The organism is Gottfriedia acidiceleris (assembly GCF_004138285.1).
Taxonomy (GTDB): Bacteria; Bacillota; Bacilli; order Bacillales; family Bacillaceae_G; genus Gottfriedia; species Gottfriedia acidiceleris_A.
This window is the reverse complement of the sequence record NZ_SCFN01000007.1, coordinates 239,907-253,883: the sequence shown is the minus strand read 5'-3', so window position 1 is coordinate 253,883 and position 13,977 is coordinate 239,907. Positions and strand designations below refer to the sequence as shown.

Annotated in this window: 16 protein-coding genes; 14 read left to right on the top strand and 2 right to left on the bottom strand. The window is 31.5% G+C overall.

Annotated features, from left to right (window positions below; all coding sequences use genetic code 11):
* Position 1: 1 nt before the first annotated feature.
* From EP747_RS13220 to EP747_RS13210, 3 genes are all read left to right on the top strand, one after another.
* Positions 2-265 carry a hypothetical protein gene (locus EP747_RS13220; RefSeq protein WP_129690598.1) on the top strand — a complete coding sequence of 88 codons (264 nt, stop codon included), beginning with the start codon at positions 2-4 and terminating at the stop codon, positions 263-265.
* 62 nt (positions 266-327) lie between these two features.
* Positions 328-897 (top strand): nucleotidyltransferase domain-containing protein, encoded by a 570-nt coding sequence (locus EP747_RS13215; protein ID WP_129690597.1) that lies wholly within the window; start codon positions 328-330, stop codon positions 895-897.
* A gap of 23 nt (positions 898-920) precedes the next feature.
* A complete protein-coding gene (locus EP747_RS13210) occupies positions 921-1,424 on the top strand; it encodes a GNAT family N-acetyltransferase (protein ID WP_129690596.1) in 504 nt (167 codons plus the stop codon).
* A 170-nt stretch (positions 1,425-1,594) separates the two neighbouring features.
* On the opposite strand, the gene EP747_RS13205 is transcribed toward EP747_RS13210, so the two are convergent.
* Complete coding sequence (locus tag EP747_RS13205; RefSeq protein ID WP_129690595.1) at positions 1,595-3,037, bottom strand: flavin monoamine oxidase family protein; 1,443 nt, start codon at positions 3,035-3,037, stop codon at positions 1,595-1,597.
* 290 nt (positions 3,038-3,327) lie between these two features.
* Between EP747_RS13205 and EP747_RS13200 the strand changes: the two genes are divergently transcribed.
* Together EP747_RS13200 and EP747_RS13195 are read left to right on the top strand one after the other, a co-directional pair.
* Positions 3,328-4,047, top strand: a complete 720-nt coding sequence (locus EP747_RS13200; protein ID WP_129690594.1) for a toast rack family protein — start codon at positions 3,328-3,330, stop codon at positions 4,045-4,047.
* Between the two features lie 68 nt (positions 4,048-4,115).
* Positions 4,116-4,961, top strand: coding sequence for a methyltransferase domain-containing protein (locus EP747_RS13195; RefSeq protein WP_129690593.1), 846 nt, complete (start codon positions 4,116-4,118; stop codon positions 4,959-4,961).
* 53 nt (positions 4,962-5,014) lie between these two features.
* Here EP747_RS13195 and EP747_RS13190 read toward each other — a convergent pair whose 3' ends face one another.
* Entirely contained in the window at positions 5,015-5,347 is a 333-nt protein-coding gene (locus EP747_RS13190) for a hypothetical protein (protein WP_129690592.1), read from the bottom strand.
* A 261-nt stretch (positions 5,348-5,608) separates the two neighbouring features.
* Here EP747_RS13190 and EP747_RS13185 point away from each other — a divergent pair, with 261 nt between their 5' ends.
* The 9 genes from EP747_RS13185 (at position 5,609) to EP747_RS13145 (ending at position 13,930) form a co-directional block, all read left to right on the top strand.
* Positions 5,609-6,298 carry a response regulator transcription factor gene (locus EP747_RS13185; RefSeq protein WP_098861482.1) on the top strand — a complete coding sequence of 230 codons (690 nt, stop codon included), beginning with the start codon at positions 5,609-5,611 and terminating at the stop codon, positions 6,296-6,298.
* Positions 6,295-7,752, top strand: a complete 1,458-nt coding sequence (locus EP747_RS13180) for a sensor histidine kinase (RefSeq protein ID WP_129690591.1) — start codon at positions 6,295-6,297, stop codon at positions 7,750-7,752. Before EP747_RS13185 ends, EP747_RS13180 begins: the two co-directional genes overlap by 4 nt.
* 88 nt (positions 7,753-7,840) lie before the next feature.
* A complete protein-coding gene (locus tag EP747_RS13175; protein ID WP_129690590.1) occupies positions 7,841-8,878 on the top strand; it encodes a hypothetical protein in 1,038 nt (345 codons plus the stop codon).
* 328 nt (positions 8,879-9,206) lie between these two features.
* The gene (locus tag EP747_RS13170; RefSeq protein WP_129690589.1) at positions 9,207-10,400 is read left to right on the top strand and encodes a CapA family protein; all 1,194 of its coding nucleotides are present in this window, start codon (positions 9,207-9,209) and stop codon (positions 10,398-10,400) included.
* A 196-nt stretch (positions 10,401-10,596) separates the two neighbouring features.
* On the top strand, positions 10,597-10,887 hold the full coding sequence (locus EP747_RS13165; protein WP_129690588.1) for a hypothetical protein: 291 nt from the start codon (positions 10,597-10,599) through the stop codon (positions 10,885-10,887).
* A 127-nt stretch (positions 10,888-11,014) separates the two neighbouring features.
* On the top strand, positions 11,015-11,506 hold the full coding sequence (locus tag EP747_RS13160) for a GNAT family N-acetyltransferase (protein WP_129690587.1): 492 nt from the start codon (positions 11,015-11,017) through the stop codon (positions 11,504-11,506).
* Between the two features lie 340 nt (positions 11,507-11,846).
* Positions 11,847-12,272 carry an SRPBCC family protein gene (locus EP747_RS13155; RefSeq protein WP_129690586.1) on the top strand — a complete coding sequence of 142 codons (426 nt, stop codon included), beginning with the start codon at positions 11,847-11,849 and terminating at the stop codon, positions 12,270-12,272.
* On the top strand, positions 12,272-12,643 hold the full coding sequence (locus tag EP747_RS13150) for an ArsR/SmtB family transcription factor (protein WP_129690585.1): 372 nt from the start codon (positions 12,272-12,274) through the stop codon (positions 12,641-12,643). The genes EP747_RS13155 and EP747_RS13150 overlap by 1 nt, the downstream gene beginning before the upstream one ends.
* 126 nt (positions 12,644-12,769) lie before the next feature.
* Positions 12,770-13,930 carry an MFS transporter gene (locus tag EP747_RS13145; RefSeq protein ID WP_129690584.1) on the top strand — a complete coding sequence of 387 codons (1,161 nt, stop codon included), beginning with the start codon at positions 12,770-12,772 and terminating at the stop codon, positions 13,928-13,930.
* Positions 13,931-13,977 lie beyond the last annotated feature (47 nt).

Here is a 13,977-nt window from a genome sequence, read left to right as displayed (position 1 = left end):
CATGATGAAAAGACTATCCAACATTATAACAATATTGTGTTTGTTCACTGTTCTATCTATTAACTATGGTCCTAATTTAGTTTCTGATGGCTTTGAGACTTCAACTGTTTCAGATGACTCAGGAACACAACTTTTTTCGGATGATATTGATCCAAGTGGATCTACAGATGAAGGGTTTCAGCCATATGATCGATCAAATCGTTCTTATGTAGATGAGCCAATTCATCCAAAAGTAGAAAAATTATTATTTATTAGAACTAAATAAATCAATTAATAAGTATCATACATTTAGTGTGGTACTTTTTTTAATTAGGAGGTAGGAAAGCAATGTCTTTTGAACAATGCTATAAAATAAATAAACAAATGAAGGATTTTAATAAAGGATGGTATATAGCTGGTGGATGGGCGATTGACCTTTTCTTAGAAAAACAAACGAGAAATCATCATGATATTGAAATCGCCATTGCGCGCAAGGATCAACTATATTTTAAAGAGTATTTACATAACTGGACGTTTAATAAAGTCATTAAAGGAAAATTATCAATTTGGGAGAATGAATATTTAAAACTACCTATTCATGAAATTCATGGCAAAAATGATAAGTCAAAAGATGAATTAGAAGTTTTATTAAATGAAATCGAGTTAAATGATTGGAAGTTTAGAAGAGATGAATCGATTACTTGTAAGCTTGACTCATTTTATAGTGTTACAAATGAAGGGATTCCTTACTTGAATCCAGAAATAGTGCTCATATATAAGGTTAGAAATACAAGAGAAAAGGATCATCAAGACTTTAAAAACGTGAAAGATTATTTGAACCTTTCACAAAAAGCATGGTTAAGTAAAGCAATCTTGATACATCATCCTAATCATGAATGGCTTGAAGATTTAATATAAAAAAGTTGTAGGAGTGAGCATAGATGGAAGTATTGATTAGACCGGTAGAAATAAATGATGCTAAGGCACTTCATCGTATATGCACCCAAGATACTGTTTTTCCATATATGATATTTTTGCCTAGTATGCGAATAGATATGATGGAAAATAGAATTAGAAACTTACAAGCAAACGAATTTGAATTTGTCGCAGAATATAATGGAGAAGTGGTAGGGTTAGTTGGTTTAGTGCAAAGAACAGGTCGCAGGTCTCATGTAGGAGATTTATTTATAGCAACTGATGGTAATCATCATAATAAGGGGATTGGAAAAGCTTTGCTTACGAAAGTATTAGATTTGGCAGATCATTGGTTAATGCTAGAAAGAGTTGAGCTAGGAGTATTGGAGACAAATCCTAAGGCACAAGCGTTATATGAAAAGTTTGGATTTAGGGTCGAGGGAGTTAAGAAAGGGAATATTAAAGCAAATGGCCGATTTGTAGATGAAATTATGATGTGTCGATTTAGGCCAAGTGGTCAGATTCAATAATAATAGTTTGTAATTGCCGAAATCAGGTTTCGTTTGGGGCAAGTTGAACAGACCTTAAGTGAACTAATTCATTAGATGAATAATTTAAATGAAGTATAATCTGAAAAATATTTGTTTGATTAAAATTGGACCGGGCGGTGATTACCCGGTCTTTCTAGCTTTTAAGTAGTTTAGTATATGCTATTAACCTCATTTGCAGCCCGTATCCCAGATTCAATAGCACCCTGTATCCAAGCATGGGAACGAGAAGTATGCTCCCCTGCAAAGTGCAGTCTACCTTCAGGACTAGAAATATATGAATTCAGTTCTTCCTCTTGCCCCGGTTCAAAAAATGTAAAGGCACCAATAGAAAACGGATTTTGACTCCAGTTAAAGGACTTTCCAGTTACATATTCAGAATAAACTTGGTTCCCCCAAATCTTAGACAAGTCCCGTAAAGCATATTGTATACGCTCTTCTTCAGTTAAACTACTCAGAGTTAGCGCCTCATCTGCCCACGTATAGCTTGCATTCACAACAGCGTGACCTTGGGTGCCAATGCCAATACTAGGATAGATTGCAAGTCTGCTAGGCAAATCGGTTGTAGACATACCACCGAATTGACCATATTTCTCCCAAAATCTACTTTTAAACTCAATTCCAATTTTTGTTGCAGACATGTAGTTTATTTCGCGAATTGCTTTTCGCTTGTAATAAGAAATCGAATGGAATGGCTCAATTTCCACAAATCTTAAGAGTGAAAATGGTATAGCTATGATGGCAAGTTCTGCGTTCATAATATATTGGTTTGAAGTTTTATTTTCAGTTGTTTGGATTGTTAGGGAATTACCATTTTGAATAATTTTAGTCAGTTTTTGATTTAATAGTATATTATCCTTTAATTGAGGAAGAAATGCTTTTGGTAATAGGTCCATTCCTCCTGTTATTTCATAAAATTTCGTTGCTGATTTAAAAGCGACTTGTTCCCTTAATACTTCTAAAAAGGACATTCCCATAAATGCTTCAAAATCTAGGAGCACACCAATCATATCGACTGCACCAACTGAAAAGTACGAATTTAAAAAAGAACCAAATGAAATATTACCATACCTTTTTTCGACTATTTCCCAATTAGTTAATGGATTTTGATTAATAAAATTGATAAATGGCTGCAATGCTTGGTCCAATAACACATCTGAAGTTTTTCCTTTTTCGTTTGGTGCTACTGGATAATTTAATAAGTCGGGATTGTTTTTATAGTTAGCTTGATTAGTTTTTATTCCATTTGCATAAATGATATCGTTTGGGGTTTCATTAATAAATTCATTTACAGGCAAATTGAATTTTCTAATATATTCTAAAGTTAAATGATGGACATTTGGGATTCGTAATGGACCAGCATTTAAATATAGCCCATCACTAAACGGTGCACGCAAAGTATAAGCACGACCTCCAACTCGATCATTTGCCTCGATAATTGTGACATGGTGTCCTGCATCCTTTAATAATGAAGCTGCGCTCAAACCGGCCATTCCAGCTCCTACAATAACTACTTTTTTTGAGAATTCAGTTTTTCTAAGGCCGTTTTGAATGATTGAAATCATTTGATCAGTTGTTAGTGGAGAACTCGTCATAGATTCTCCTCCTTTACAATTCCTTCATTACAGTTTATTCGTATTCAATAAAACGTATGTAATTGATTTGAATTTGAAGGAATAGCTAGTTTCAGTTGGAATTACTAATCTTTTTTTTAACAATTAAAGGAGAATTCTGTCAAAAAATCTAATAATTATTAATGGATATCTCGTACTTTATTTACTTTCATACTTTAGTCGTAGACGGATTGATACTGCAGGATGTTATCTAGATTTTTTAATTTCCATAAAATGTGATTATTAGAAGTTTTTAATTGGAGGTTAAAAAAATGAAAAAATTTATTATTTCTGCTTTATTAATGATTACCTCGGTATTCGTTCTTGCTAGTTGTTCAATTTTTAACAATGAAAAGGTAAAAGAAGAAACTGTTTCTATTCATAAAGATCAAGCTAAAAAATTGGATGTTAGTTTTGATTTAGGTGCCGGAGTAATGAACGTTTCAAAAGGTACAAAAAATTGGGTAGACGGAACGATCGAATATAACAATAAATATTTTAATCCTGATGTATCATATAAGCTTAAAGATTCCACGGGAGAAGTAAGAATTGACCAATCTAAAAAGCATTTTCCAAAAGTGAAAATTGGTAAATTAAAGAATGAATGGAATTTGAAGCTTTCGAATAAAATTCCGATTGCTTTAGATGTTAATACTGGCGCAGCAAAAACAAATCTTGATTTACGTGGCCTGAATTTAAATGAATTAGAGATCGAGGCCGGAGTCGGAGAGCTTAATGTTAATTTAGGTGGAGGATGGGATAAAAGCTTCGAAGCAAATATTGAAACAGGTGTTGGAAAAACGACAATCGTGTTACCTTCTGATGTTGGTGTAAAGATAAATTTAAGTAAGGGGATTGGCAAGGCAAATATAAGCGATTTAATTTCGAAAGGAAATGGTGTTTATGTTAATGAAGCGTACGAAAACGCTGATGTTAAATTAACAATAAATGTGGATTTAGGTGTAGGAGAAGTAAACTTTAAATTAGATTAATAAAAAATCAATTTGAAAGTAATAGAAAAATAGTTTCATAAAAACTTTTATCTCTAAGGAGGAATTCAATGCTAAAAAATGCAGTTGAATCAGTTATTGATTGTATGGCTTCAGGTGAAGGGATGTCTGATATACAAAGAATTCAAACAGAACATCGTTTTAAATTAGTTGAGTTTTGGAATATAGAAAAGGGAAGTAAAGTATTAGAAATAGGCTGCGGCCAAGGAGATACGACTGCCGTTTTAGCATATATTGTTGGCGAAAATGGATTTGTTCATGGAATCGATATTGGCCCACCAACATACGGTAGTCCAATTTCATTAGGAGATTCTGCAGACTTCCTATTACAATCGAATTTAGGGAAACAATTAAAGATGGAGTTTGAAATTGATATTTTATCACCAACTGTTGATTTTCATGAAAATGAGTTCGATTATATTGTTATGTCTCACTGTTCCTGGTACTTAAAATCACATGAAGAATTTATTGCGGTTTTAAAAAAGATTAAAAAATGGGGTAAAAAATTATGCTTTGCCGAATGGGATACAAGAATTAGCTCAATTGAGCAATACCCGCATTTATTATCTATTTTAATTCAGGCTCAATATGAGTCATTAAAACAAAATAGTGAATCAAACATTCGCACCCTTTTTACTCCAAATGATATTAAAAATATTTGTGAAGTTTCAGGATGGACCGTAATAAATGAAACAACTATATTCTCTCCAAAATTACAAGATGGTAGATGGGAAGTTAATAAGACTTTAGTAGATATCGATATTGAACTCAATAATATTGAGAATATGCCAAGTAAATTAAATGGACTGATTCGATCAGAAGTAAAAATGTTAAAAGAATCTATTACTTCTAATGAAATCAAACCATTATCGATACTTGCATTTGTAGCGGAATAAAACTTCAAAAACTAAAATGAAAAAGCATCTATTTTTACTAGATGCTTTTTTTATTATTGAGGATGATAATTTCTTTGATAAATATATGGGTAACTTGGGTAGTAATACGGATACAAGTATATTGCTACAACTGAAGAAAATGGTACAGTGACCTTTTTATATACTCGGTACCTAGAGCGAAAAGTTTCGCCGCCATTTTGTCTTACTTCAAAATAACGCGATTCAGGTGTGGCGAGGTCTTCTGGGACGAGTAAGTCTGCGCTACTCGAATTGTTATCTAATAAAACCCCTTCTAATAAAGCTCTTTCAGAAGTTTGAAATACTACATGGCAGAGTTTATATTTTTTACATTTATCTTGCATATTTCGAATATGGTAACTTTCCATGGAATCCCTCCCATTTTTACTCATTACTAAATGTATGATTTCAGATAAAGCACTAGAATATTGTCCAAACTAATTAATGATAAGAACAAAGAATTAAAAAAAGAACAAGATGTTTCTAAGATGTAAATTTTTTGCATTTATATAAAAAACGTTTAGTAATTCAGTACTGAGCCATCTATAATTTTTCCTAAGGAAATAATCCGAAAATAAAGTTTAAGTAAATAAAAGTAAAAACATAAATTATGAATTTAGGTGAGGTAATTGCAAGGAAAAGTATTAATTGTAGATGATGAAAAAAGTATTGTAGATCCATTAACTTACGCATTTCGTAGAGAAGGATTTATCGTAGAAAACGCATTTAATGGAAAAGAAGCATTAGATAAGATCCCAGATTTTAATCCAGATATTTTAATATCGGATATTATGATGCCTGTAATGAACGGTTTAGACTTATGTAAACAAATAGGAAATAAAGAAGGACTTGGCATTATTTTACTTACAGCTAAGGATGATATTATTGATCGGGTTTTAGGATTAGAGTTTGGTGCCGACGATTATATAACAAAACCGTTTGATATTAGGGAATTACTTGCTAGAACTAGATCTTTACTCCGAAGATTAAAAAAACAATCAACCCCTGATGAAAAAAAGAGCATTTCAATTAATAAGCTACAAGTAATCCCTGCTCAAAGAAAAGTTACAGTTGATGGAACAAATATAGAATTAACCCCTAAAGAATTCGACCTTCTTGTATTATTAATTTCAAATATGGATCGAATTTTTAGCAGAGATGAATTATTAGACTTAGTGTGGGGAATGGAGTATATCGGTGGAACGAGAACAGTCGATATTCATATTCAACGTTTACGTAAAAAGTTAGGTAATTCTTATCAACATTTAATTCAAACTGTTTTTGGAGTCGGATATAAGATATCTAGTGAAAATAAATGAAACTGAGTATTAAAGTTAAGTCGAGCTTATTTTTAGCCATGCTATTAATCGGAACTGTCATTGTATTAAGTATATTAGTCTTACAAGGTATCAAACAAAACCAGCAAAAACAAACAGAAGAAACACTTGCTAGGCAAAGTAAATTAGCAAATGTATATGTAAAGCAAGTTTATTTAAGTCAAACAACAGAAAATCCTCAAGATTTTTTTAAACGATATGGTCGGGAAATTGCCAGACAGATTGGGATTATTAGTAGTCTTCATGTCACAATTTTTAATATGTCTGGAAAAGTTGCAGGAGATTCTCTTCCTTTAGAATCTACAAGAGATGTAGGGGATACTTTAAGTTATGCGTTAAAAGGTAAAATTGCATATCAGGAGAGCGGTGAAACATTATCTTATTTTGCACCAATTTATAATGCTAATAATCAAATTGGGGTTGTTCAGTTCGATTATTCATTAATTAATAATCAGAAGTTTTATGATAATACAATTAAACTGTTTATTAAAATTGGTTTAATAACTACAATTCTTAGTTTTATTATTGGATATTTCTTTTTTAATTCTCTGGTTATGAGTATTTTAAAACTTAGAAAGGTAACGGAGGAAATTAAATTAGGAAACTATCCAGACCGTTCTACTTTAAGTCGAAAAGATGAGTTGGGTTATTTAAGCCAAGCAATCTTCTACATGAGTAATGAAATTCAACATAATATAAAAGGCATTCAACTAGAAAAAGAAAATCTGCAATTAGCTGTTGAAAAGCTTAAAGTATTAGAAAAACAACAAAAGCAATTTATTGGATCGATTACTCATGAGTTTAAAACCCCACTGACTGTAATTAGGGCTTATATTGATTTATTAGACATGTATTCGGATGATCCAAAATTATTAGAAGAAGCAATTAGTAATATAGGAAAAGAATCACTTCGACTTTACGATATGGTTGAAAAAATATTAAAGCTAGCAGAACTTGAGAAATATGACTTTGAAATTGTAAAAGAAAAAGTCGATGTATATTCCCTTTTAGAAGATATCTGTTTAAGAATGAAAGGGAAATTGACTAAGTTTGGTTTATCTATCCGTACAAGTTTTGAGCATGCAACGATTCTTATTGATAAAGAAAGCTTTACATTAATCATTATGAATTTATTAGATAATGCCATTAAATATAATAAAACAAATGGAGAGATTAACGTTTCAAATAGGATTGAAAATAATCGTTTAGTTATTAATATATCAGATACGGGTATTGGTATTTCTTCGGAATTAGTGGATAAAATATTTGAACCATTTTTTACCGTAAATAAGGATCGTTCTCGTCAATCTGGAGGATCGGGTTTAGGGCTTGCATTAACAAAGGATTTAATTGAAAAGCAAAATGGTACGATTCGTGTTGAATCGATAGAAGGTAGTGGATCAAATTTTATCATTACATTTCCGTTAGAGAAGTAAAAGTTTACAAATTGGAAACATGATATGTTAAAAACTGAAACATCCTAAACGTATCATAAAATTTGTACGAATGTAGGAGAGTGATGTGATGTTTAATAAGTGTATGATTAAAGTTTTTTTTCTAGTTAGTACATTTCTATTAATAACTGGATGTCAAAGTCAAAATGAAGATATCGTAATTGAAAAAAAACATAAAAAAATTACCGTATTAACAGGAAATGAAGAGGTTGTAACAAACGAGTTAGCCCTTGAGAAAATAGATCGTTATGAGGGTATTCGTGGGACGGATTGGCTGGATGATCATACGATTTTAACTGAACAAAAAAATACGAAATTACCAAAATCAGTTATGACAGATAATGGTGATTATACTTATCACATTAATTTATTTTCATATGATCTAAACACGAACAAATCAGAAGTATTAGCAAGTGAGGAGCATGACCAAGTAGGGGCCGTAATTTCACCTGATAAAAAGCATATTTTCTATAAGCAAACAGAGGATGGAAATTCTGGTACAGGTTATATTATAAATTCTGATGGAACTGGGAAGGTTAAAGTGTCAGAGCCGGATACCATTTATGCATTTCCGACAGAAGGACGATGGATCGACAATCATACAATCATTTATTCAACATTATTTCAACAAATGTATTCGGCTGATCTAAATGGGCAAGTAAAAAAGATTGATGCTAACACTGATAAAGTTAATTTAATAAGAAAAAAATACAACGAGCAAAAAGTTGAATGGGTTATTCCATCTCCAAATCAAAAGCAATTCGCTATTGTTAGAAAAATTTCAGCAACCAAAAGAGAGTTGTTTATTACCGATGAAAATGGAAGAAAGACCGTATCTTTAGCTACTGGAACTCAAATTTTCGGTGCAGGTTGGTCGCCAAACTCTAAAACATTAGCTTTTTCCGTAATTTCGGAAGATAAGGGAGAAAGAGGATTATTCGTGATCGATGTCAAATCTAGAAAGATAACACAATTATCGACTGATTTAGACGAGATTGCTGGGCCAATTACTTGGAGTCCATCCGGTAAAAAAATATTGGTTTCTAAAGTGATGTTAAAAGATAATCTAAATGAATTTGTGGCATATGTATTAACGTTGAAAAATTAAGAAACGAAATAGTTTCTTCTATAGAAAGTGAGAGAAAAGCTCACTTTCTCTTTTTTCACTTTAAGAAAGTATAAATTGGCTGCGAGGATTCGTACTAAGGTGCCGTAGCCAATTTTAGGAATAAAGTAAAAGTGCAACTACGCCTAAAAGGCTCGTCAGTTGACGAGTTTTCTTTATCAATATTTTTAGCGATTTTATGTAAAATCTTTGTCTAAATGTAGTAGGGGAGGCTCAGGTATCCATACTAAAGAGAAATAGAATTTTTTTATTTAACTAATAATCGAAAATATATTTCTAGCAAAGATATTAAAAGGAGAAATAAAAACATATGAGGAGTCGGAAGGATAAAAATACTGAAAAAAGAAATAGTAAAAAAATATTAATATGGATTATGATATTAGTTCTATTTGGCTGTATATCAGGATTTAGTTATTTTGTTTATAAGAAAGTTTATGAAGAAAGCAATTTAGTAAAAAACGAGACTAAAAATAAAGTAGTAGATAAACCAAAACCGATTAAAAAGCCTGCTATAAAGCCACCAGTTCAAAAGCCAGATAATAACAATACAGCAAAACCAGAAAATATAGAAACGACTATTAAAATTAGTGCAGCTGGCGATTTTACACTTGGATCAGATGAGGATTTTCAATATATTAATTCTTTTCCAGCAGAAGCAAATAAAAATGGATTAGCTTATTTTACAAAAGGGCTAAATAATATCTTTAAACAAGATGATTTATCAACTGTTAATTTAGAAACGACATTAACGAATGCAAAAATAAGGGCAACTAAAACATTTCGTTTTAAAGGTAATCCTTCTTATGCCAAAATATTAACTTTAAGTGGTATTGAAGCGGTCAATCTAGCAAATAACCATAGTCATGATTACTTGCAAAAAGGTTTTGAAGATACGATTAACAATTTGAAAAAAGAAAAAATAGGTTATTTTGGCTATAACGACCAATATGTAACAATGATTAAAGGCATTAAAGTTGCTGCACTAGGTTATGAAGGCTGGAATGATTCACCTGACTTAAGGATTAAAATTAATAATGATATACAAAATTTACGAAAAAGTGGTGTGAAAATTATTCTAATCCATTTCCATTGGGGAATCGAGCGAGACTATGTACCGAATAGTACTCAAAAAAATTTAGCGCATTATGCAATCGACCATGGAGCGGATTTGATAGTTGGTCATCACCCGCATGTTGTTCAGGGAATTGAAGAGTATAAAGGAAAATTTATTGTATATAGTTTAGGGAATTTTATGTTCGGCGGAAATAAAAATCCAAAAGATAAAGATACATTTGTTTTCCAACAAACTTTTCATCTAAATAATGGGGTACTCACAAATCAAAAAGAAATAAGAGTTGTTCCATTTTCAATTTCTTCAGTATCTAGCCGAAACAATTATCAACCTTTATTTTTAAAAGGTTCTGAAGAACAAAGAGTTAAGAAAAAAATAATTAATGTTTCAAATAAAATTCATGGATCTAGTTGGACTCAATATGAAAAATAAAAAGATAAGAGAGAGCAATCCGATAAAGGGTTGCTTTTTTTAGTAAACGATGGATTTTTAGACCAAAAGTTATAGGTACAAGTCCTTATTTGAAATGATAATGCTATTTTTTGGAAGGAATTTCTTCTTTTATAACGAATCAAAAGAATAACCTAATAGTAAGTTGATTGCCAAATAAAATTTAGGAGGAATAAGAATGAATCTACAGTTTATTGAATTCCTTAGTATTATTTTCGTATCCTTGATTTTATCTGTTTGGTTAGAAGTTAAAGTGCAAAATAAAACACACAATGTATTAGCTACAATGTCGATTGCATTTAATATTAACCTATTCATCTTAGGCATTGCGAGTATTTGGTGGATCCTTAATGCTAGTGATAACGCGAGTGTGATTTCAGGGGTTCAGTTATTATTAGCAGCATTTTTAGGAATTTTATTAATTAATATCGGAGTATTCTTTTTTGTTAGAAATAGGGTAGTTTCGTAAATTTATTATGCTCGATCAGGTTGTTAAATTTAGATAGACCTTAATTTAAATCTAGCATTACTCTATTTTAAATGAGTAATGCTTTTTATTTTTGCAGTTTTAACAAGTAGAAAAATGAGGAGAAATCATGGAATTATACATTAGTAAAATGACAGAGTCTTACGCTACTGAAATTCTTACTTGGAGTTATGATCCCCCTTACGATTTTTATAATAATGAATTAAGTCAAGAAGGACTAGATGAATTATTAAATAATCAGTATTTAGCGGTTATTGACCAAGATGAGAACTTAATTGGCTTTTATTGTATTGGTCAGTCAGCTCAAGTACCAAAAGGGAATGAGTTTGGTGTTTATGAAAAAAGGATGGTCGATATTGGATTAGGAGTTAGGCCAGATTTAACGGGGAAAGGATTTGGTCGTGAATTTTTCAAATATATTCTTGGAGAAATTCAAGGGATGACTAATCTTTCCACATATAGATTAACAGTTGCTAAGTTTAATAAAAGGGCGATTCAGCTTTATAAAAATTTTGGATTTAAAGAGGAGAATGAGTTTTGTGCTGAGCGTGCTGAATTTTTAACGATGGTAAGAGAAGAAAAAATTAGATTACAAATTTAGATGTACATTGACGTTACGCTTGACTTACATAGGAAAGGAATAAATTGCTATTCGTAATTCTAAATCTGAGGTTTTTTCCCACTATTAAGACTGATGGGCTGGGAAGGATAAACTAAAGATATTTTATCAAAAATGTGGTTTGAAACAATTAGGTGAATTCCTCAAAATGATTATTTCATTAGTATTTTTATGTATGGATAGTAAAAATACGTTTTAATCATAATTTAAAAACTTAAGGAAAAAATAAGTACGCAAAATTAGATTGACATGAAACCAAATGGTTGTATATAATTTCAAATATAACTAAAAGGTTTTATATTAACTAGAAAGAAGGATTAAAATGGGCGTACAAAACCAAGTTGAAGACATTAAACAAACTCTTATATACGATGCACCAATTCAAAAAGTCTGGGAGGTCGTATCAACATCGGAAGGTATATCTGCATGGTTCATGCCAAATGACTTTAAACCAGTCGTAGGTCACGAGTTTCATTTGCAAGGTCCATTCGGTCCATCACCTTGTAAAGTTTTAGAAATTGATGAACCAAATCGAGTATCGTTTACTTGGGATGTTGATGGATGGGTAGTATCATTTAATTTAAAGGATTTAGGGGATCAAACTGAATTTACGGTAATCCATAGTGGGTGGAAAACAGCTGACGAAATTCTTCCAAAACCAAACCAAAAAAGTGGTATTGTCCGTGATAATATGAATGGTGGTTGGGCTGGTATTGTTCAGAAGCTTAAAAAGGTTGTTGAAAACTAGTGTCCAGTTCTGCACAAAAATATGACGTTTTCCAAGCGATAGCTGATCCTACTAGAAGAGAAGTGCTTAAATTATTAGCTAATAATGAATTGCCGATTTCAGAGATATCAAGTAATTTTCCAATGAGTCGAACAGCAATTGCAAAACATCTCCATATTCTTTCTGAAGCTGAATTAATTAGTGGAAGAAAGGTTGGTAGAGAAAGAAGATACAGACTACAACCAGAAGCATTTTTAGAGATTAAACAATGGTTATCATATTATGAGCAATTTTGGGCAAATAAATTATCCATCTTACAGCATCTAGTTGAAAATAAAGAAGACCAAAGTATAAAACTAGTTAAATCAAATAAAGACAATAATGAAGAGTAATTTCGAAACGAATCTTAAGTAGGTTCGTTTTTTTTTTGGCATAGACATTTTTCGTTATATCTATATAATAAACTAATGTGGCAAAAAAATTATTATAAATGAGTATCATACTTGAGGAGTTAAGTAATGCATAAGGGTATATATATTTTAGCTATTGCAACATTTGTCGCAGGAACCGTTGAGTTTATAATTACCGGTTTACTATCAATGATTGCAGGGGATTTACATGTTTCAGTTGGCGCGGTTGGTCAACTTGTTTCAATTTTTTCAGTAGTATTTGCATTTGGGGCTCCTATTTTTATAGCGATTACCTCAAAAATGGAACGTAAAAAATTGCTATTAATCGCATTAACAGTATTTATCTTTGGAAATATGCTTTCCATCATTAGTCCGAATTTCGCTGTATTATTAATCGCTCGTATTATACTTGCAGCAAGTTGTTCAGTTGTAATTGTTGTTTCAATTACGACTGCGGCAAACATCGTTTCATCTGAAATTAGAGGTAGAGCAATTGGAGTTATTTTTATGGGGATCAGTTCTTCTCTAGTTTTTGGTGTTCCATTAGGTACAGTTATCGGAGAAAATTTCGGCTGGAGAATGACATTCGTTTTAGTCGGTTTATTAAGCTTATTGGCTATGTTAGGGATTTATAAATTCTTACCGAAAGTAAAAGGTCAGCCAACAATTCCATTGATTAAGCAAGTAGCAACACTTAAAAATAAAAGTATTTTATCGATTCAACTAATTTCCTTTTTACAATTAACAGGACATTTTACAATTTATACTTACTTTACACCATACTTAATGAAAACGATGGGATTATCTACTAACCTAATCAGTATTGTTTTACTTGTATTTGGTATGGCAGGAATTTTAGGTGGATGGTTAGGTGGTTGGTCTACTGATAAATTTGGTGGAAGTAAAACAATAGTGTTTAATTTAGGATTATTAGCCATTTCGATATTAACGTTAACATTCGCTCCTAGTTCAATCATTACTTTATTTATTATAGTTGTTCTTTGGGGTACTGTGTCTTGGTCAATTAGTCCTGCTGTTCAAGATAGTCTGGCGAAAGTGGCAAAAGATTCGGCTGATATACAAGTTGGATTAAACAACTCTTTTTCTCATACAGGAATTGCTTTAGGTTCAAGTTTAGGTGGGATCTTAATTTCTCAGTTTCCTGTTACAATGAATGCATTAGTAGGAGGAATTATTGTTATTTTTGCTTTACTATCTGCGATTTATTCTTTTGTTCTAACAAATAAAGTGAAAGCAAGTACAAACTAATAAAAAAAGTGGGAAACGATGCGATTTCTATCGCATCGTTTTTTATA